Origin of the sequence: Cryobacterium gelidum, from assembly GCF_004403985.1 — a bacterium.
Taxonomy (GTDB): domain Bacteria; phylum Actinomycetota; class Actinomycetes; order Actinomycetales; family Microbacteriaceae; genus Cryobacterium; species Cryobacterium gelidum.
In genome coordinates, this window is sequence record NZ_SOHL01000027.1 from 122,765 (window position 1) to 142,076 (window position 19,312).

Consider the following 19,312-nt stretch of genomic DNA (forward strand, 5'->3'; position numbering starts at 1 on the left):
CGATGATCGACATCAACCCGAACGGCACGGGACTTCCCGGCATCGAGCAGCTGCGCGTCATTGTCGGCGCGGTCATGACAATCGGCCTCGTGCTGAGCGTGCTCGCCCTCATCGTCGCGGCGATCGTCTGGGGATTCGGCGCCAACTCGTCCAACCCGCACCTCGCCTCCCGCGGTAAGACCGGTGTCATGGTGGCCTGCGGCGCCGCGATCATCTGCGGCGCCGCCGTCACCCTCGTCAATTTCTTCTGGAACGTCGGCCAGTCCGTCTGACCGGCCATTCCGACGCGAGGCTACCGATGAGCGTGTGCGATGTGCCGGTCGTAGCGGATGTCTGCACCGGCGTCGGCGACGTCGCATCCTCTGTCGTCGCGGCACCCTTCGATTGGCTCGCCGGCGCGATGGGATCCACCGCCGCCTGGCTCTTCGAATCGGTCTGGGCCGCCTTCGACACGACCACCCTCGTCGACCTCACCGACCCGACCTACATAGACGTTTACAACGTGCTCTTCGGCGTCGCCGTCTTCGTCACCCTGATCTTCTTCTGTCTGCAACTCATTACCGGCCTCGTGCGCCGCGACCCCACAGCGCTCTCCCGCGCCGCGATCGGCGTCGCCAAATCGGTGCTCGGATCCTTCGTCATCATCACCATCACCGGCCTGCTCCTCGAAATCACCGACCAGCTGTCCATCGGCATCGTGCAGGCGAGCGGCAACACGATGGAGGGCATGGGCGACCGCATCGCGCTCCTCGCCGTGGGGCTCACCGCGATCAGCCCCGGCGCACCCGGCGTCGGTGCAATCCTCACGATTTTCCTGGCCGGCCTCGCCATCAGCGGCGCAGCCATCGTCTGGTTCTCCCTCCTTATCCGCAAAGCTTTGCTTCTGGTGGCCATAGTCTTCGGGCCGATCGCTCTCGCCGGCGCCACCTGGGACGCCGCCAAAGGCTGGTTCTCCAAATGGGTCGCGTTCGTAGTCGCGCTCATCCTCTCCAAGCTCGTGCTCGTCGTGATCTTTCTGGTCGCCGTCGCGCAGGTCGCGGCCCCGATCGATGCGGATCTGGCCTCCGTGAGTGACCCCATCGCCGGCATCGTGCTGATGTTCATCGCCGCCTTCGCGCCCTACATCACCTACAAGTTCCTCAACTTCGTCGGCCTCGACATGTACCACGCGATGTCGAGCGAGCAGGAGGCGAAGTCAGCGCTGAACCGGCCCGTGCCGGTGCCGAGCGCACCCATGATGAGTAGCGCGCAGAAGGTTTTGAGTCCGGGCGGCAGCGGTCGAGCGACACAGACTAGCCCTGCATTAACGGCACCGTCCAGCAGCGGCGGACCGGGTCCCACGTCGTCGTCGGCCGGTGCCTCGAGTGCTGGCGCATCTGCGAACGCTGGTGCCGGCTCGAGCGCCGGAGCGGGCGGCGCCGCGCCTGGGGCTGGCGCAGGCGTGGCCACCGCGGGAGTCGCGACCGGAGCTGCCGTCGTTAGCGCCACAGCCAGGGCCGGCCCGAAGATCGGCAACGCGGTCGCGCAGAGAGCGGATGCCCACACCCAGTCCGCCGGCGACGCCAGCGCCCCGATTTCCACAGCTTCCAAGCCAAGGCGACCACCGGCATCCGCTTCACCGCAGGAACTGCCAGCCGGACGAAAAATCAAGGACGCGTAGCCATGGAAACTGACAGGAACCGCGCAGAATACCGACTCCCCCCGATGCGGTTCTCACGACTGACCAAGCGCGGCATCATGCTCGGCCTGTCACTGCCGCAACTGATCGCCCTGTCGATCGGCACGCTCACCATCGTCACCGCGCTGTACACAACCGGTGCTTCCGGCGTCGCGTGGACCAGTCCGATCTGGGGTACCGCTGCGGTGATCGCCGGCATTACGATTGGCGGCCGCAAAATCGTAGAGTGGATGCCGGTCGTCACCCGGTGGGCGTGGCGATCGGGTCATGAGCAGCTGACTTACCGGCGCCGCATTATCCGCCCGCGCCCGGTGGGAACCCTGTCGTTGCCGGGCGATGCGGCCGCGCTGCGCGAGTGGAACGATCCCGAGTCGGGGGCGGTTATGATCCACGACCCGCATACGCAGACTCTCACTGCGGTTGTGGCGGTGTCGCATCCGGCGTTCGCGCTGCTCGACCCGGACGAGCAGCATCGGCGCGTGGTGGGGTGGGGGCGCGTGCTGGCCGGCGCCTGCCGGTCGGGGCGGATCGCGCGGCTGCAGGTGTCGGAACGCACGCTGCCCGATTCCGGCACCGGCCTGTCCGAGTGGTGGGAGCGGCACGGCACCAACGATGGAAGCTGGGCCGCAACCACCTATCGCGACCTCATCGAACGGGCCGGGCCTGCCGGTGAGCGCCATGCCACGACGATCGCACTCTCCTTGGATCTCAGTGCGGCGTCCCGCCAGGCTCGCACGCAGGGCGGCGGCATGCGCGGCGCGGCGACGGTGCTGCACCAAGAAATGACCGCCCTGACCGGGGCGCTGCGCGCGGCGGACCTGACCGTCGGCGGCTGGCTCACCGCCGACGAGCTCGCGGTCATACTGCGAACCGCGTATGACCCGGCCGTCGGTGTCGACCTGGAGCGGCATCCACTGGTTGGACGGTCGCTGGCCACAGCCGGGCCGGTCGCGGTTGCTGAGAGCTGGGATCACCTCCGCACAGACAGCGCGTTTCATGCGGTGTTGTGGATAAGCGAATGGCCCCGGTCGCAGGTGTTCCCTGGGTTTCTGTCACCGCTGGTCTTCACCAACGGCATCCTGCGCACGGTGTCGCTGCACTATCTGCCCGTTCGCGCCGACCAAGCCGCGCGCGACCTGCGCAAGAAGAAGACCGAGCTGATCAGCGACGCCCACCAACGCACCCGCATCGGCCAGATAGAGGATGCCTACGCCACCGCCGAATACGACGACCTCCTGCATCAGGAGGCCGATCTCACAGCAGGTCACGGCGTCCTGCGCACAACCGGACTCGTCTGCGTGACCGCGCCCACGGTGGATGAGCTTGACGCCGCAGTGGCGTCGATCGAGCAGGCCGCGATTCAGGCCTCCTGTGAGACGCGCCGGCTCGTGGGCCAGCAGGCGCAGGCGTTTACGGCCGCCGCGCTGCCGTTGTGTCGGAGCGTGTGACCCAGTGGACAACACCTCTCGTCGCTGTCAGCGGCGGTGAAGATTGAGCCACTCCGACGGTGAAAACTGAGCCACGGAAATGGCGCCCTCGACCGGCATGACCCGCGCACCTCCAGTCAAAGGAAGAAGATGATTGGAGAAGGGCATGGCTAGGTACGAATCGAAGAACCGCACATCTCGATGGATCAGTGTCGCCTTCCTGCAAGGAACGGAGGCCGACGCGGTGCTCGGCCTGATCGACCAAAGCGGAGCATCCGCTGCCTTCGACTACCTGCAGCCAAGAGACCTCGGCGACGCGACGACCGATGCCGCCCTCGAGAATGGGTACGTATACGACCGCATCCCGGCCGGCCGGACCGACCACATCATCGAGCACGACGGCTCTCCATACGCGCTGACCTACAGCAGGACGTACCGGTACGTTTCGCTGTTGCGGTGGCATCCGCTTGAACCTGAAGTAGAGCCGGCCCGGAACGCTCCCCGCCGAGACGACATCTGGGCCGCCCCACGGTCAACACGCGTGGCCGAGCGCACGGTCACGCTGTGAAAGACACCGATGTGACCGAGCGGATGCACACCGCCGCGCTGGTCGAACCGCGCGGCGAGCTGCGCCGCGACCGTCGCGCCCGTCGCCGAGAGGCCGCCAAGATCGAAGCGGATGCCCAGAAGGCCACGACCCTCGCGGCGCGCACACGCTGGCACGCCGAGCGCGACGAAGCCCGATCAGGCGCCTACCTGCCCAAAGCCGGCGAGGCCGGTCCGGCACAGCTGCGAACGCCCGGACGGCTGAAACTGCCCAAGCACCAGGACACCACGGCGACGCTGTCGGGCCACTACCCGTTTCTCGCCGAAGCCGGACTCGGCTCGGCCGGCGTTTTCGTCGGGCAGGACCTCTACTCGGGCGGGTCCTTCGTCTACGACCCGTGGGTGCTCTACCAACGTGGCCTGATCACCGCTCCGAACATCGTGCTGGCCGGCATCGTCGGCTCCGGCAAGTCCTCGCTGGCGAAGTCGCTCTACACCCGCTCGCTGCCGTTCGGCCGCCGCGTCTACGTCCCGGGCGATCCCAAGGGCGAGCACACTGCCGTCGCCGAGGCCGTCGGCGGCAAGGCCATCATCCTCGGCCACGGACTGCGCAACCGGCTGAACCCGCTCGACGAAGGCCACCGGGCAGCATCCGTTTCGGACGCCGAGTGGTCAGCGCAGCTGGCGGCCCGGCGTCGCGACTTGATCGGTGCCCTTGCGGAGACCGTGCTCGATCGACCACTCAGCCCGCTCGAGCACACCGCCATCGACCTCGCGCTGACCGATGCCGTGCGCAGCGCGGACGTGCCGATCCTGCCGATGGTGGTCGATCGCATCCTCTCCCCCAACCCCGAGGACGACGAGGGTCGCCTCGCCGCCGACGGACGCCTCGTCGGGCACGCACTGCGCCGGCTGGTGGCCGGCGACCTCGCCGGACTCTTCGACGGGCCCTCCACCGTGCGCTTCGACCCGACGCTGCCGATGGTCTCGCTCGATCTATCGCGGGTGGCCGAGAACTCAACGCTCATCTCCGTGCTGATGACGTGCTCGTCGGCGTGGATGGAATCCGCCCTCGCCGACCCGGCCGGCGGCCAGCGCTGGGTTATCTACGACGAGGCCTGGCGGCTCATGGCGTATCCAGCGCTGCTGCGCCGAATGGATGCCCAGTGGCGGCTCGCCCGCCACTTCGGCATCGCCAACATGCTGATCTTTCACAAGCTCAGCGATCTCGACAACGTCGGCGACTCCGGATCCGCCATGCGCGCCTTGGCGTCGTCGCTGCTGGCGAACGCGGAAACCCGCATCGTCTACCGGCAGGAACCGGACCAGCTCGGATCCACGGCGAGCGCGCTTGGCTTGAGTCGGACCGAGCAAAAGCTTTTGCCGGCACTTGGCACCGGTCAGGGGCTGTGGAGGGTGAAGGATCGCAGCTTTGTCGTGCAACATCAGCTGCATCCTGACGAGCTCGCGGCCTTCGATACGACGGCGCGGATGACGTCTGGGCAATAACTGCGCACCTTGTATTCGATTGAGGAGGTCTGTCCATGGAACGAGAAGCGCAAGTGACGCCTGCCGGACTCCCCGAGCCCCGCGCCGTATGCGCCCGCTCCTCCTGCGGGCCAAACTCCAGTCGCTCCCCCGCCGCGGCGCTTCGGCCGTCTGACTTGATAAGCGGATGACCACCCAGCGACCGCAGACCGACCTCGGGGACGAGCTGACCAACCTCGGTATTGGACTCCTGATCGGTGCGGGAACGTTGGCGCTGCTGCTTCGCGGCTCCGCTGCTGTCGCGGCCTGGGCAATTGGGACCGCGCAGCCCACCGGCGGACCGGAGACCGGGCTCGCCGTGCTTCTGGACCCAGGCAACCCGGCAGCAGCGCTGCGGGCACCAGATCTGAACCCGGTCGCATATTGGGTGACGACGATCGTTCTGGTGGGGCTGGCATCCGCTTTGGCGTTTGGGTTGTGGCGCATATTTAGGGGCGTCACGACGAAGGTCGACCCGTACCGCATTGCCGGGATCGCGACACGTACCGAACTTGCTCGTGCCGCGTCGCATTCGGCCATAATGAAGCGCGCGACGCACCTTCGACCGTCACTCGCGAAAGCCGGCCCGAACGATGTCGGGTATCGGATCGGGCGATCGCGCGGTACCGCGGTGTGGGCAAGCGTCGAGGACTCGATCCTGGTGATCGGCCCGCCGCGCTCCGGCAAGGGCGCGCACATCGTGATCAACGCCATCCTCGACGCGCCGGGGCCGGTCGTGACCACTTCGACCCGCCCCGACAACCTCACCACCACGCTGCGCGCACGGCAACGGATCGGGCCGGTAGCGGTCTTTGATCCGCAGCAGCTTGCAGCGGGCGTGCCGGTGGGCCTGCGGTGGTCGCCCATTCGCGGGTGTGAGGATCCGCTCACGGCGATGATTCGAGCGGCCGGACTCGCTGCCGGGACCGGGCTGGCCGCGGGCGGCGTCGACGGCGGCGGATTCTGGGAAGCCAAGACCCGCACTGCCCTGCAGTCGATGCTGCACGCGGCAGCGCTCGACCGCTGCTCGCCGGCCGACCTCTTTCGCTGGACGCTCGACCCGGCCGCCGCCCACGACGCGGTGTCCATTTTGCTGAGCACGCCCGGCGCGGCCACCGGCTGGGGCGATTCGTTGCGGGCCACGCTCGAGGCCGACCCGCGCACACGTGACTCGATCTGGCAGGGAGTCTCGCTCTCTTTAGGAGCCCTGGCTGACCCGCGCGTGATGAATGCTGTCTCACCGCCGGAGGGTGAAGGGTTCGACCCCGAGGATTTCTTTCGCAGCAACGGCACGCTCTATCTGCTCGCGACCGGTGCGGGATCGAACAACTCGGCCGCTCTCGTGTCGGCGTTCGTTGAAGACCTCGTCGAAACCGCCCGCCGCATCGCCGCCCGAAGCGCGGGTGCACGGCTGGATCCGCCGCTGCTGCTCGCGCTCGACGAGATCGGCAACCTCGCACCACTCCCCTCACTCCCCACTCTCATGGCCGAAGGCGGTGGCACCGGCATCACCACCATGCCGGTGTTGCAGTCCCTCGCGCAGGCGCGCACGAAGTGGAGCGACAACGCGGCCAGCACCATCTGGGACTCGTCGATCGTTAAAATCGTCCTCGGCGGAGGCTCCAACTCGCGAGACCTGCATGATCTCTCGACCCTGATCGGTGACCGAGACGAAACGACGGACTCGACCACAATCGGTGATCGCGGGTCACGATCGTCACAGCGGTCCATCCGCCGCGTACCGATCATGCCGCCCGATACCATCCGCACCCTGCCATTCGGCACGGGCCTGATCATGCTCCGCGCGGCGCCACCCATCATTGCGAGCCTGCAGATGTGGACTGCCCGGTCAGATGCCAAGGAGCTGCGCGCGAGCCGGGAGGAGATCGAAGGGTTGATGCGGGCACCAGCACGTAAACTGCCTGCGTCGGAGCCGGTCAACGGGCCGGAGTGAGATCGAGCACTACGTCTCCCCGCGCTTTGTCAGCGTTGTCCGCACTCAGACGTCACCGCAGCCGACCTGAGCCACGTGATCGCCACGGAAGTACCGACCCAGCTGAGGTGGGCGCGGGTCCGCACGGTGAGGTCCGAGACACCCACGAGGTCCAGAGACGGATCAATCCCACACTTCGCCCGCAGCCGCGCCAGATCGATGGATCTGGTACTAGAAGCCCACATTTTCCCGGCCCTTTAGCTGCAACATTTCGCGCGCCTCGTCGGGTGTGGCGATGTCGAAATTGAGTGCCTCAAGGATGGTGCGAATGCGGGTGACCTGTTCCGCGTTGCTCTTCGCGAGCTCGCCGGGGCCGATCCAGAGCGAGTCTTCGAGCCCGACCCGCACGTGCGAGCCCATAGCCGCGCCGATGGTGGCGAGCGGTATCTGATTCTTGCCGGCGCCGAGAATAGACCACTGGTACTCGTCTCCGAGCAGACGGTCGGCCGTGCGGCGCATGTGCATCAGGTCTTCAGGATGTGCGCCGATGCCGCCGAGCAGACCGAACACCGACTGCACGAACAGTGGGCCTTTTGCGAGTCCTCGGGAATGGAAGTGCGCCAGGTTGTTCAAGTGCGAGATGTCATAGCACTCGAACTCGAAATGCGTTCCGTTCGCGTTGCCCATGGTGAGGATCGCCTCGATGTCCTGGAACGTGTTCTTGAACACGAGGTCGCGGCTCTTCTCGAGCCCTTCCCGCTCCCAATCATGCTCGAATTCGGTGAAGCGGTCGAGCATCGGGTAGAGGCCGAAGTTCATGGAACCCATGTTGAGCGAGGCCAGCTCCGGCTTGAAGACGGTGGCCGGTAGCATCCGCTCCTCCACGGTCATGTGGGGCGAGCCGCCCGTGGTGATGTTGATCACCGCGTCGGTATTCGCCTTGAGTTTGTCGAGGATGGGCACGAAGTGCTCCGGCCGCTGCGACGGTCGGCCGTCTTTCGGGTCGCGGGCGTGCATATGCACGATAGCGGCGCCCGCCTCCGCCGCGCCGAGGGCGGCGTCGGCGATCTCTTCCGGCGACACCGGAAGATAGGGCGACATGGAGGGGGTGTGGATGGCACCAGTGACGGCACTGGTGATGATGACCTTGCGCTTTTCAGCCATGGAAGGAGCCTTTCGAGGTTCAGTAGAGCTTTTCGGTGTTGCCGTCGACGGCGAGGACCTGGCCGTTCACGTTGCGGGCCATGTCACTCGCAGCGAAGACGACCATGTTGGCTACGTCTTCAGCGGTGACCATGCGGCCCAGCGATGACTGGTCGTTGTAGGTGGCTTCGACCTCGTCGGCTGTCTGGCCGAGCATCTCAGCCTTGGCGGCAATGACCGCTTGAATGCGCGGCCCGTCGACGGCGCCGGGGCAGATGGCGTTGGCGCGGATGCCCTCGGCGCCGAGTTCGATCGCGAGGGTCTTGGTGAAGCCGATCACGGCCCATTTCGATGCCGAGTAGGCGCTGCGCCCGGCCATACCCAGGCGGCCGGCAGCCGAGGAAAGGTTGACGATAGCCGGATCGGTGCCCTGCCGTAGCAGCCCGATGGCGTGCTTGACGCACAGGAACTGTCCGTGGATATTCACCTGAAACGTCTTCATCCAGGCGTCGGTGTCGATCGATTCGACAGGTCCAGTGGGTCCGGCGATGCCCGCGTTGTTTACGAGAATGTCGAGGCCTCCGAGCTCGCTCTGAACGTCGTGCATGAGCGCCTGCACGTCGGTCTCGCGGGAGGCGTCCGACACGCTCGCGCTGAAGCCCAACGCCGTGGCGGCGGCCACTGCCTTCGGATCGATGTCGGTGACGAAGACCTGGGCACCGAATTCCTTGAACCGGGTGGCGATGGCCAGGCCGATGCCGTTGGCGCCGGCGGTGACAAGAACACGTCGTCCGGTGAAATTCATGAGTACTCCTAGTTCGCAGGTTTGCAGATCGTGAGGGTGCGGTTAGTTTCTGAGGCTGGGTTGGTGAGCGGATGCCGACTCCGCGACGCCGGCATCCGCTTGTGTTTCGCCGTACTTGAGGAAAAACGAGAGGACGGCGCCGATGGCGCATACAACGACGACGAACCAGAGGCCGGAGAACTTGCTGCCGGTGGCGTCTTCCATGTATCCCATGACGTACGGGCCGAGGAAACCGCCCAGGAGACCGATGGTGTTGACGAAGGCGATGCCGCCGGCGAGTGTGGAGCCGCTGAGGCGGCTGGCCGGGAAGGTGAAGAGAATGGGCTGCACGATGAAGAAGCAGAATGCGCCCATGCAAAAGCCGATGAGGCCGACGATGGGGCCGGATACGGCACCGAGGGTGAATCCGGCGCAGATACCGATCATGGCCATCGTGATGATCTTGCGGCCTCGGGTGCCGGTGGTGGCGTGCCGAGGAATGAGGAAGGCGCCGAGGGCCGCGAAGATCCAGGGCACGGCGGTGAGCAGCCCGATTTCGGTTGAGGAGAGTACGCCGTAGGTGCCGATCAATGAGGGCAGGAAGAACGAGAGGGCGTAGACGGCAATCTGGTGGGACAGATAGATTCCTACCACGAGAAGGATCTGGCGGTCTTTCCAGATTCCGGTGAGCCGATGGGTACCCGAGGCTGCCGACCCGGCGATCTCTTCGGCGGCGACGCGCGCTTCGAGATCCATGGCCTCGGCGTGCGTGAGGAAGGTGGCCTGGGTGGGGCGGTCGGGCAGCATTCTCCAGACGATGATGGCGAGGAAAACTGCGGGAACACCTTCAAGGAGGAACATCCACTGCCAGCCGTGCAGGCCGCCGATGCCCTCCATGGTGAGCAGCAGGCCGCCGAGGGGTGCTCCGAGAATGCTCGCGAAGGAGACGCCGAGCAGGAACATGCCGTTCGCTTTGGCGCGATCCTTGCGAACGAACCACTGGGTGAGAAAGTACATGATTCCAGGAAACAGACCAGCCTCAGCAATACCGAGCAGCATGCGCATTGCGTAGAAGGACCACTCCCCCTGCACAAACATCATGCACGCGGAGATGATGCCCCAACTCACCATGATGCGGGTGATCCAGAACCGGGCACCAACCTTGTGCATTATGAGGTTGGACGGGATTTCGGAGAGTGCATAGGTCAGGAAGAACAGTCCCGCGCCGATGCCGTAGGCGGTGGCTGAGATGCCGAGGTCGATCTCGAGTCGTTCCTTGGCCATGCCGATGTTCGTGCGGTCAAGGAAGGCCATGATGTAGGCGATGATCAGCAGCGGCATCAGCTTGCGCAGAATGAGGCTGCTGATGACTTTCGGGGAACGCATCGACACCGGGGCGGTATGAGTGGACATGATCTCTCCTTCGAGAACGTGCGGACGAAAATTAGACATGGACGATCACCGGACCGGGCAAAGCCGGACCGTGCGAATCAGGGAGTGTCAGGAATGTGGCGGCGCGTCGCCGGGGGCGACGGGGCATCCGCAGGTTTTGCCTATGTGCAACTGATGCGCACACAACAGCGATTGGTAGGTCGACGAGGGAGTCGCCATGCGCTTCTGCAGCATCGCGAACGCCTCGGTGGCCATTTCGAGCTGCGGTTGAATGATGGTGGTCAAGTTGATGAGTCCGGACAGGCTGTGTGGAAGCCCGTCATACCCCGTCACCGCGAGTTTTTTGGGCACCTGAATGCCGTGGTCTGCGGCGTACTCCAACACCCCGATCGCGATTTCGTCACTACCACAGACGATCACCTCGGGCGGGCTGTCGCTCGTGAGGAGCGCCTCGGCGGCGAGACGCCCACCACGGCTGTCGAGCGTGGTGCTGATCTTGCGCGTGCCGGTTATGCTGACGCCTCCCTTGGCCGCGGTCCTCACGAACCCGCGCTCTCGCGCTAGGGACGACGTAGAGTGGCGGGGTCCGATCACGGTGGCGATTTGGGTGTAACCGTGGGAGAGCACGTGCTCCATGATCTCCTCCCCCGCTGCGTGATCATTGATTCCGACGAAGTCCCCCGCCACGAACGGCGAGCACCGGGAGAGGTAGACGAAGGGAATTTTCGCTGCACGCAGGATGCGCAGTGAGGTCGCGTCCTGTTCGAGGGCAGCCGCCAGGATGACACCGTCCACGTTGCGACTGGCGAGCGACGTCATCACCTGGCTCAGAACGGTGGAGTCGTCACGAGTGTTGGTGAGAAAGACTTCGTACCCCGCCGCAGCCGCTGCAGTCGTTACTCCCTGGGCCCATCTCGGGTACATCGGATTGATGATGTTCGGGAAGACCAGGCCGATCACCCTGGTACGCCGCGGGTCCTTGATGCTCTCAGGATTCCGAGGAACAAAGCCGAGCCCGGACGCCACCATCAGCACGTGCTCTCGTGTCTCTGTCGACACCCCGGCCTTGCCATTCATCACATACGAAACGGTGGCGGCAGAAACACCAGCCACGCGGGCGACCGACGCCGCTGACGAGGTGCTCGGCCGCGGCACAACGTGCTGCTGGACTGGCAGTTCATGCGTCACAGTCGGGCCCCCTTTGGCACTGGCGGAACTTCTAGCGGCTCCGATTTACTGACCTTATGAGTCATTGAATTCGTTAAGCAACAGTAAGTGAAGTTGCGCAAAGTCACGCGCTCGGCCGACTGGCCCGCGACCATCCGCTGGACGCTTCCACGATTGATGGGTCCCAAACGGGCGTCAGCCTGGCGTCAGCCTGGCGTCAGCACGCAGAACTCATTGCCCTCGGGGTCGGTGAGCACTACCCACGGCACATCGCCCTGCCCATTGTCAGCATCGAGCGCGCCCAGGGTTCGCAACCGGGCGACCTCAGCCGTCTGATCATCACGAAGGTACGGACGCAGGTCAAGGTGGACGCGGGTCCCCACCGTGACGTCGGGGACGCGAACGAACTCCAGATACGGACCCACCCCCGCGGCCGACCGCAGCCGCGCGAAATCGTCGGCCACCTCGTGCAGGGTCCAATCAATCGCCCCGTTCCAGAACCGGGCCATCGCCCGTGGATCAGTACAACTGACCACCACCGCGGCGATCGGCCCCGTGTCGGCGTAGATCGCCCGAGGCTCGAGCACGCAGAAGACGTTTCCCTCCGGGTCGGCCAGAACCGTCCAATGCACGTCGCCCTGCCCAATATCAATGGATGTCGCGCCCAGCGCCTTCAATCGCGCGACCAGTTCCGTTTGATGAGCCACAGACGAAGTGGCGAGGTCGAGGTGTGCCCGGTACTGGACTGTCTCGGGCTCAGGAACGGTGACGACATCGACGCAGACGGCGGCCGGATCCGGCAGGACCATGCCGGGCGGTTCAACGTTGGTCACGCCGGGACCCTCGCTGGACACGCCCCAGCCGAGCGCATCCGCCCAAAACAGGCCGAGTGCCGAATCATTCCGCGCCTTGAAATTCACCTGAACCAGTCGAAGGGCCATGGCGCCCAAGCCTATTCGCCTGCCACACGTGCGACCAGATACTGTCCGCGTAAATCTTCCAGTGCCAGTACTGCCTCGCCGACCGGATTCCCCCGAGTACCGGCGCGATCGCGACGGTGCCCCTGGTGCACCTCCTAGTGAGCGCGGACCACGATGGTCTGCCCCAATCACAGGAGGCAAAGTCCCATGGCACTTCACACCCAGCAATCCTTATCCGGCTTCATCGCCTCAGACCCGCAGCAAACGGTTACTGAAAACGGCGACACCCGTTTCTACGTGCGCGTCGGCCAGCCGCACTTCCGTCAGGAGTACAACGGCAGCTTCACCGCGCTCGAGCCCACCTTTCACGATCTCGTCGCCTACCGTGCCACCGCCGAACGGGCTATTGCCCGATTCGCCAAGGGCGACAGCTTTGTCGCTGAAGGGTATGTGCGCACCTTCCAGGTCGAGCGCGACGGTGAAGTCATTCAACGCGAAGAGTTCGTCGCCAAGAAGATCGGCCACGACCTCGCGCGCACCAACTATTCCGTCGATCGCACCCACCGCACAGGTTTGGACACTGGGGTAGAGCGCGAGGTGGAAGCGGCACACACCGGCTCAGGGCGGTGAATGGGCGATGACAGAGTCACTCGTCGAGTGGGCGTCCGGTAATCACGACGACGCTTTCGGGGCTGGCTCGCTGGACGACCTCGAGGGGCCGCTCATGGCTGAGCCGCCGCATCCGATCAACTGGAATCTGCTTAGCGCTGACGACGCCGAGGCCGAATGGATCGAACTTAACCGCTGGGTGAACTGGCTGCGTCGCACGTACGGTCTGCCGGCATCCGTTGTGCCGCCGTTCTGGCATCGGCACCCCGAACTCGTCTGGGAACTCTCCGCGCTGCACCTGCACTGGCTCGGGGCCTACGACCCCGACCAACACGGCTCCGCTCCGCTCGGCTGGCATCGAGATTTTGCGGATGCCCGCCAGCGGCTTCGCGACTGGGTCGCGATCTCGGGCACGCGGCTGCAGCGTGACCGGCCTACGCGTCAGACGGTGTGGCCAGGAGAACCGCCAGCCGACGCTGTCGATGACGTGGTCATTGGTGATCGTGACGAGGACTTCGTGCAGTTCGTCGTTGACGATATCGCCAGACGGCGAGAGGACGAGACCTCGTTCTACTCTCGCGCCCGGACTACCTGACGAACGGTGAGAACTTCCTTGGGCATGTGCATAGAAGACCGCAGGCAGGCCTCTTTACAGGAGTGTCTCAGAGATTCGAGTGTTTCGGGCTCGGACGAAGGCCATGCTCTTCGAGCGATATTGCTCGTAAGCCTTGAGATTCCCTGGGAGAGCCGGTGTGGTGAAGCTGTCAAACGGCGTGAAAAATTCGACGGCAGAGTTGTCCGGACGCACGAGGTCTTGAAGCAGGAAGAATTCCGCATATCCTCGAAAATCGCGGAAGAGACCAAAGAAGTCCCCGTATCGTGAGAGCGTTTCATCAAGCGGGTTGTGCTCGCCTTGGTAGTGGAGGCGGATACATTCCAAAGTCAAATCAAATCGGTCGCGAATCAGGGGATGCATACCCCGCGCGCCGTTGATCGTCCGCTTTCCCTCTACACGGTTGCCCGGGAAGAGTATCGTGCCACCGATCGTGCGCCCGATGGTATGAAATGCCGCCCTGTCCTCTTCGTCCACCTGAGCGATAATGTCCGCCATGCGCATCCAGGATGCGAACGTGTGGATGATCGTGTCGCTCGCTAGAAAGAACTCTCCAACACCGGAACTATGGTGCAGGTAGGAGCCCGCAGTGGACATATCCAAAGTAAACAACGCGCCGCTCGGCAGCGGTTTGCTCCACAAAAGCTGGTGATAGCGCCGCAATGTTGGGCTGTGTTGGTCGGGGTCACGTCCGCCAGCATCCGATCGCACGTCGAAGTCAGTGTCGATCGGGGAGGGCTGGTTCATGATGAAACTCTAGTTCAACACTTTTCTGGCCATGCTCACGTCGGTCTGCCATGGCCGACCGGTGAAGGGGCAGCCACGCCAGCAAGAATGCACGAGGTCTGCGGCAAATACCTGTGCGACAGCGGGCGCACAGGAAGCGACCCAAGGCGGCAAGACGCGCGGACCTGCCAGCCATGAGACCCGCACGGCGCCATTGATCGACTCGTTCGACGGCCGGTCATGGGCGATCGCGCAGACGTCCTCGTTCACTCCGTCGTCGACCAGTACATCGTATTCTCGGCGGGATAGGGCTTCCGCTTGCTCCTGGCGCTGAATTCCGCATCGGTCGCGTCCACGATTTCAGGGCGCTTCCCACCGGCCATCATTCCGGCCAAATCAGCCCGTCGCATCTCGGCCATTAGTCGGAGGCGCACCGGCTCGATAACTTCGAAAAGAAGGGCGTCTACGATTTCCACGAGTTCAAGAAACCGCACCACGTGGTGCGTGGGAAGCGGCTGCACCACTGTCAAGGCCACAACATCTTTCAGCTGAAGGGATGACGCGTCGAGTATCGCTATAGGAAATGTCGTCGCCAACTGGGACTGGGAGTGGGCAAGCGTCGTGTTTCTGAACGCGCCGATCAGCGCATGTACATCGCTGAGATCGTCAGGTATCACGATGTGATCAGTCAGGGGCCTTCGAACCTTGGATGGGAAATACGTACGGCAGTACGCGACGGCCGCGAAGCCGCTGAGATAGGGCCCGCCATCGTGATCATGACCGCCTGCGACGACCGCCAGCGCAAGCTCCAAGGCGTGGCGAGCTTCAGTTAGGTCGGCACCATAGCTCGAAAGCTCCACAAACAGCCGAGCGTCCGGAGAATCTGGAACCGCAACGAAAGCGACCCCCGCGTCTGAATTGAATTTCACATCATCACCACTTCACACGCCACAAGGGCGGGTTACTTCCTCGGGGAGGTTTGCGATGTATCCACGCCCCCCGCATGTTCCGCTCGCAGATCGGCCATAGTTCGTTGAAAGCCGGGATCGATACACCAGAATTGCCAGCCGGCCACTGCCCCTCCGCCCTGGAGGTGACGTGCCGCCCCACTGACGGTCGCGTACATCACTCCATTCAAGAGCAGGCTTCCATCCGCATTTACAGTCGCGAGTTCACCACGGTGAGCTGCTGGCTTGGCGTACAGAATCGACCCAGGACTCAAAAGACCCGCGCGAACGAGATCGACCACTTCCGTGCGATATTGGGCACGTCCGACGGCCTCATCACTTATCCCCCGGTGCCCTGCGGGAACGGACCAAATTTCACTTATGGCCTCAACGAGATCATCGGTGCGCGAAAGTATCTCGGCCTCCGACCAGGATTCAGCGTGGACGACATCTCGCGTGAGGAGGAGTGTGTCATGCCGGACCAATGCGGCACGTTTACCGTTTGAGGCAATCCAAGCGGCGTTCGACAACCGTGCGTTCAGGCTCTGCGTCACCAGAGTGAGATTACCGAGAGTCTGCACAATGCTGTCCCTCCGATTCTCGGCTTCAACGTCGGTTAGGTCGTTCCAATTTGAGCGCCATTCTTGGGGCATGATGTGCTCGATCGTACAAACCCCGCGCGATACCGGCGACACGGAGAAGGAGCGCCCACCGGGAAAGCCTCGACGCTGGTCTTCGACTGCTTCGAGGACCATTCGCAGTCGTCCCTTGCGAAACTTCCTATAGGCCTGCAAGTCCACCAACTCACGTCGAAGTTCGGCATCATCCGGCCAATAGCCAAAGCTCGAAGTTTGGACCGCGAGGTATGTGCGCGCGGCCTCATCAACGGCCGTTGTCGCAGGGCGCTTAGCCAGTTGGGTGAGCAGGTCCAACATGAATCGGTTGGTGCCCTGCGACTGCGCTCGAACGAGTGCACGCCGCACGAACCAACTTTCCAGGGTGCCCAACAGGCGCGCACGTTCGAGTTCGTCAAGCGCTGCCTGCTCCGGCTCGCCCAGCCAAATGAGGAGCGGTTTTGTGATCTCTGAGTCGAGCGTACTCATTCGATACACGAATAGGTTCAGCCGACTGAGTGCTCCGTCACGGACAGCGGCACCCTCTGTGAAAGCGCGGTACCGATCGGCGGCTGACCGCAGGGCGCGGAGAAGAGTCAGAATGTCCGTTCCGGATGCCCCGACGTACCGTTTGAACTGCATGAAGACCTCGCGCGCGGGGATTTCCTTTAGGGTCTTGGCCGTAAGCCACTGCGTCAGGAATAGTGAGCTTCGGGCGTACTTGATGCGACCAGTTGTGACCTCGGCTTCCCAAAATGGTGTTTCAAAATCGGCCCAGTAGTCTTGGTAGGCGCTTTCAGTGGCTGCTGCATCCTTTTCCAGACGCTGGAAGAGGTAGTTCTTGATCAGATCGGCGGCGGTCAACGGAGTACCACGAGCGTTCAAGGTTTCAAAGATTTCCTGGGCATCTTCATGCGAGAGCAGTTGTATCGTCACGATCTGAAGCCGCGTCGTAATCGCAGGCACGAGCAAGCCTGCGCGTCGCTCAACTGTGGACGGTTCTGCGTCTAACCATTCGCCGATCGCCTCAAAGAAGTAACGGTGCGCGTCCACCAGCCGACCGGCCGGCAAAGACGAGTGATCGATGGGAGCCTCGGCCGACATCGCTGCGGAGAAGGCTGGCCGATCGCGGTTGGTCGGCCACACCTTGAACCGATCGTCCGGGTGCTGGCGAAATGACTCGGGGTTCTCAACCAGGGTGAGCACTTGGGCAGCAAGGTGAGCCAGTCCGCGCGACTCCAGCTGGGCGTGTAGGGCATCCAACAGGATCTGGAGCGTCGTCAGGCGCTGCTGCCCATCGATGACGGTGTACTGCGGCAGGTCACCCAGGGCTGTCGCTTGCGCCTGCAAAACGACCGCGCCCAGAAAGTGGGTCGCCTGCCCATCACCCTCCGCAATCACGTCGATCAGGCGAGTCACGTCATTCCACAGTGGCTCCCACTGAACTTCCCGTGACCAGACGTAGGGCCGTTGGAACAGGGGAACGATCAACCTCTGCGGCGAGAAGAAGACTTGCTGTGGAGAAGTGACTTGCGTGAGCATCGAATTTCATTCCTTGCATCGACCTGAGAATGAGCTATTGCAACTCATCGCTATATTCAACGATAGATGCGCCAGCTATCAATGCCGACGGATGCGGCTCCATCGTTGTCGGAGTGCGGTGCCGACTGAAAGCACTCAGAGTGGTGAACTGGAGATGGTGACGGACCGCTATTTCGGCGGAGCCAACCGCTGCAGAACCGCCGCAGGCTCCGGCCTAACGGTGCGGTCGGGCTCAGCGTAGTGCGCCTTCGTCGTCGAGGTTGAGGTGTGCCCTAAAACGTCGGCTGCCGCCTGTATGCCAAGTTCATGGGCGAGCAGCGTCGCTCCCGTGCGGCGAAAGGCATGTGGCGAGATCGCCAGGCCCGCGAGGCCCGCGGCTTCGAGGATGCCCCGGAAGGTGCGCCTCACGTTGTACGGCGTGAGCGGGGTGTTGTTTCGGGAGTAGAACAGCAGATGCTCCGCATTCTCCGGATCGAGCAACGCCAGGCGCTGGCGAATCACGTCGGCCGCGAACTCCGGCACGGGGATGATTCGGCTCGACTCGTGCGTCTTGGGGTGCTCCTGGCGGTGCACGGCGGCCCCTTTGTGCACGACGATCGTTCCGCTCACGCTCACCTGGGGCGGATCAGCATCCAGGTCGACGTCACACTGACGAAGCGCGAGCGCCTCTCCGATGCGCGTCGCCGTGCCGAGCATCACCTCGATAATGTCGCGCACCTGGCCGTCGGACCGCGGTCCCATCCTGCCCTCTTGCGAACGCCACTCGCGCGCCGCGAGTCGGATAGCGGCGATCTGCTCTGTCGTCAGCGCCTTCGGGGTATGCGGAGGCTTCTTCATGCGCGAAGCCTCTGTGACGGGATTGCGCGCAATGATCTCTCGTCGAACGGCGAAGGCCATGATCATGCCCAGGATCGTGCGTGAGTGCTTCGCCTGGGTGTACGACTTCTCGCGCTGCTGCTTGAGATAGCGCTCAACCCGGCCGACACTCACCTCTCGAATGGTGAAGTGCTCGAAAAAGGGCAGCACCAGTGTTCCCAGTTGACGCTGATACGTCTCTTTGGTGCCTTGAGAACGGTCAACGTCGTGCTCGACGTCGTCGAGCCAGGCGGCGGCGAGCAACGGGAACGGCGACCCTGCGTTCAGAGCGTCGTCGAGTCCACCGGCACGCATTCGTGCGGCCAGGTCGACCTTGAGCGCGGCTTCCGCAGCGTTTCGACTCGAGCTGGTCGCGGTGACCTTGCGGGTCTGGCCATCCCAATCACGAAAGACGGTTACGGCTCGAAACATTCCCGACTTGACCTTGCGCGTTCTGATCGTGCCACCGGTGCTGATGGGTGTGCGGGGACGCCCCGCCATCAGAGATCGGATCCGACAGCGCGGCGAGACCGATCCGGCTCACGAAGACTCTCGAGCCAGCTGAGAACATCAGATACGTGGTATCGAATCTCCCGTCCGACGCGAAAGCCCGTCGGTCCGCGGCCATCGTTACGGAGATCGTAGATTGCTTGCACGTGCACACCGAGATACTCGGCGAGCTCGCTCGTCGTGAGTACAGGCTCAAGACCGAGCCTAGAGAGGGTTTGAGTGTCCATAACCCACAGGTGGGCGAGGCCGATCCAGAGCACTCGAACTCGGGCGTGCACCTCCATCAGAGGTGGCTGTGAGGGGTCAGAATTTTTGAATAAACGGATAATAAACGGATACTTCATCAAGTCTTGCTCCTATGGTGAGAACAAGAAAACCT

The 19,312-nt window shown here is 63.7% G+C and carries 18 protein-coding genes; 8 read left to right on the forward strand and 10 right to left on the reverse strand.

Annotated features, from left to right (window positions below):
- Positions 1-2: 2 nt before the first annotated feature.
- The 6 genes from E3T50_RS13675 to E3T50_RS13700 all read left to right on the forward strand — a co-directional run bounded on the left by E3T50_RS13675 (position 3) and on the right by E3T50_RS13700 (position 7,132).
- The gene (locus E3T50_RS13675) at positions 3-272 is read left to right on the forward strand and encodes a DUF6112 family protein (RefSeq protein ID WP_104090819.1); all 270 of its coding nucleotides are present in this window, start codon (positions 3-5) and stop codon (positions 270-272) included.
- A 26-nt stretch (positions 273-298) separates the two neighbouring features.
- Positions 299-1,660 (forward strand): TrbL/VirB6 family protein, encoded by a 1,362-nt coding sequence (locus tag E3T50_RS13680; RefSeq protein ID WP_134552649.1) that lies wholly within the window; start codon positions 299-301, stop codon positions 1,658-1,660.
- Between the two features lie 2 nt (positions 1,661-1,662).
- Positions 1,663-3,126 carry an SCO6880 family protein gene (locus E3T50_RS13685; protein ID WP_134552651.1) on the forward strand — a complete coding sequence of 488 codons (1,464 nt, stop codon included), beginning with the start codon at positions 1,663-1,665 and terminating at the stop codon, positions 3,124-3,126.
- A 145-nt stretch (positions 3,127-3,271) separates the two neighbouring features.
- Positions 3,272-3,673, forward strand: coding sequence for a hypothetical protein (locus tag E3T50_RS13690; RefSeq protein ID WP_134552653.1), 402 nt, complete (start codon positions 3,272-3,274; stop codon positions 3,671-3,673).
- 23 nt (positions 3,674-3,696) lie between these two features.
- Positions 3,697-5,160, forward strand: coding sequence for an ATP-binding protein (locus tag E3T50_RS13695; protein WP_134553036.1), 1,464 nt, complete (start codon positions 3,697-3,699; stop codon positions 5,158-5,160).
- 166 nt (positions 5,161-5,326) lie between these two features.
- Complete coding sequence (locus E3T50_RS13700) at positions 5,327-7,132, forward strand: TraM recognition domain-containing protein (RefSeq protein ID WP_134552655.1); 1,806 nt, start codon at positions 5,327-5,329, stop codon at positions 7,130-7,132.
- A 210-nt stretch (positions 7,133-7,342) separates the two neighbouring features.
- Here the strand turns inward: E3T50_RS13700 and kce are convergent, their stop codons facing one another.
- From kce to E3T50_RS13725, 5 genes are all read right to left on the reverse strand, one after another.
- Entirely contained in the window at positions 7,343-8,275 is a 933-nt protein-coding gene (gene kce / locus E3T50_RS13705) for a 3,5-dioxohexanoate:acetyl-CoA acetone transferase (RefSeq protein ID WP_134462844.1), read from the reverse strand.
- Between the two features lie 19 nt (positions 8,276-8,294).
- Positions 8,295-9,059, reverse strand: a complete 765-nt coding sequence (locus E3T50_RS13710; RefSeq protein WP_134462846.1) for an SDR family oxidoreductase — start codon at positions 9,057-9,059, stop codon at positions 8,295-8,297.
- Positions 9,060-9,101: 42 nt separating this feature from the next.
- Positions 9,102-10,451, reverse strand: a complete 1,350-nt coding sequence (locus tag E3T50_RS13715) for an MFS transporter (protein ID WP_241978422.1) — start codon at positions 10,449-10,451, stop codon at positions 9,102-9,104.
- A gap of 87 nt (positions 10,452-10,538) precedes the next feature.
- Positions 10,539-11,618, reverse strand: coding sequence for a LacI family DNA-binding transcriptional regulator (locus tag E3T50_RS13720; protein ID WP_241990927.1), 1,080 nt, complete (start codon positions 11,616-11,618; stop codon positions 10,539-10,541).
- 185 nt (positions 11,619-11,803) lie between these two features.
- Positions 11,804-12,538: a VOC family protein gene (locus tag E3T50_RS13725; RefSeq protein WP_134553040.1), complete on the reverse strand. Its 735-nt coding sequence runs from the start codon at positions 12,536-12,538 to the stop codon at positions 11,804-11,806.
- A 186-nt stretch (positions 12,539-12,724) separates the two neighbouring features.
- Between E3T50_RS13725 and E3T50_RS13730 the strand changes: the two genes are divergently transcribed.
- The gene (locus E3T50_RS13730; protein WP_134462848.1) at positions 12,725-13,147 is read left to right on the forward strand and encodes a single-stranded DNA-binding protein; all 423 of its coding nucleotides are present in this window, start codon (positions 12,725-12,727) and stop codon (positions 13,145-13,147) included.
- Positions 13,148-13,154: 7 nt separating this feature from the next.
- The gene (locus tag E3T50_RS13735; RefSeq protein WP_241990928.1) at positions 13,155-13,721 is read left to right on the forward strand and encodes a DUF4913 domain-containing protein; all 567 of its coding nucleotides are present in this window, start codon (positions 13,155-13,157) and stop codon (positions 13,719-13,721) included.
- A 54-nt stretch (positions 13,722-13,775) separates the two neighbouring features.
- Here the strand turns inward: E3T50_RS13735 and E3T50_RS13740 are convergent, their stop codons facing one another.
- The 5 genes from E3T50_RS13740 to E3T50_RS13760 all read right to left on the reverse strand — a co-directional run bounded on the left by E3T50_RS13740 (position 13,776) and on the right by E3T50_RS13760 (position 19,277).
- Complete coding sequence (locus E3T50_RS13740; protein ID WP_134462850.1) at positions 13,776-14,486, reverse strand: DUF6994 family protein; 711 nt, start codon at positions 14,484-14,486, stop codon at positions 13,776-13,778.
- Positions 14,487-14,731: 245 nt separating this feature from the next.
- Positions 14,732-15,394, reverse strand: a complete 663-nt coding sequence (locus tag E3T50_RS13745) for a hypothetical protein (RefSeq protein WP_134552657.1) — start codon at positions 15,392-15,394, stop codon at positions 14,732-14,734.
- A gap of 32 nt (positions 15,395-15,426) precedes the next feature.
- Positions 15,427-17,568, reverse strand: coding sequence for a GmrSD restriction endonuclease domain-containing protein (locus E3T50_RS13750; RefSeq protein ID WP_134552659.1), 2,142 nt, complete (start codon positions 17,566-17,568; stop codon positions 15,427-15,429).
- 168 nt (positions 17,569-17,736) lie between these two features.
- Positions 17,737-18,924 (reverse strand): tyrosine-type recombinase/integrase, encoded by a 1,188-nt coding sequence (locus E3T50_RS13755; RefSeq protein ID WP_134552661.1) that lies wholly within the window; start codon positions 18,922-18,924, stop codon positions 17,737-17,739.
- Positions 18,924-19,277 carry a helix-turn-helix domain-containing protein gene (locus tag E3T50_RS13760; protein ID WP_338145369.1) on the reverse strand — a complete coding sequence of 118 codons (354 nt, stop codon included), beginning with the start codon at positions 19,275-19,277 and terminating at the stop codon, positions 18,924-18,926. Before E3T50_RS13760 ends, E3T50_RS13755 begins: the two co-directional genes overlap by 1 nt.
- Between the last annotated feature and the right edge of the window lie 35 nt (positions 19,278-19,312).

Bases quoted from the DNA above. Each gene is read 5' to 3' on its own strand.
- E3T50_RS13675 (WP_104090819.1), top strand. From the start codon at position 3: ATGATCGACATCAACCCGAACGGCACGGGACTTCCCGGCATCGAGCAG.
- E3T50_RS13680 (WP_134552649.1), top strand. From the start codon at position 299: ATGAGCGTGTGCGATGTGCCGGTCGTAGCGGATGTCTGCACCGGCGTC.
- E3T50_RS13685 (WP_134552651.1), top strand. From the start codon at position 1,663: ATGGAAACTGACAGGAACCGCGCAGAATACCGACTCCCCCCGATGCGG.
- E3T50_RS13690 (WP_134552653.1), top strand. From the start codon at position 3,272: ATGGCTAGGTACGAATCGAAGAACCGCACATCTCGATGGATCAGTGTC.
- E3T50_RS13695 (WP_134553036.1), top strand. From the start codon at position 3,697: ATGCACACCGCCGCGCTGGTCGAACCGCGCGGCGAGCTGCGCCGCGAC.
- E3T50_RS13700 (WP_134552655.1), top strand. From the start codon at position 5,327: ATGACCACCCAGCGACCGCAGACCGACCTCGGGGACGAGCTGACCAAC.
- kce (WP_134462844.1), bottom strand. From the start codon at position 8,275: ATGGCTGAAAAGCGCAAGGTCATCATCACCAGTGCCGTCACTGGTGCC.
- E3T50_RS13710 (WP_134462846.1), bottom strand. From the start codon at position 9,059: ATGAATTTCACCGGACGACGTGTTCTTGTCACCGCCGGCGCCAACGGC.
- E3T50_RS13715 (WP_241978422.1), bottom strand. From the start codon at position 10,451: ATGTCCACTCATACCGCCCCGGTGTCGATGCGTTCCCCGAAAGTCATC.
- E3T50_RS13725 (WP_134553040.1), bottom strand. From the start codon at position 12,538: ATGGCCCTTCGACTGGTTCAGGTGAATTTCAAGGCGCGGAATGATTCG.
- E3T50_RS13730 (WP_134462848.1), top strand. From the start codon at position 12,725: ATGGCACTTCACACCCAGCAATCCTTATCCGGCTTCATCGCCTCAGAC.
- E3T50_RS13735 (WP_241990928.1), top strand. From the start codon at position 13,155: ATGACAGAGTCACTCGTCGAGTGGGCGTCCGGTAATCACGACGACGCT.
- E3T50_RS13740 (WP_134462850.1), bottom strand. From the start codon at position 14,486: ATGAACCAGCCCTCCCCGATCGACACTGACTTCGACGTGCGATCGGAT.
- E3T50_RS13750 (WP_134552659.1), bottom strand. From the start codon at position 17,568: ATGCTCACGCAAGTCACTTCTCCACAGCAAGTCTTCTTCTCGCCGCAG.
- E3T50_RS13755 (WP_134552661.1), bottom strand. From the start codon at position 18,924: ATGGCGGGGCGTCCCCGCACACCCATCAGCACCGGTGGCACGATCAGA.
- E3T50_RS13760 (WP_338145369.1), bottom strand. From the start codon at position 19,277: ATGAAGTATCCGTTTATTATCCGTTTATTCAAAAATTCTGACCCCTCA.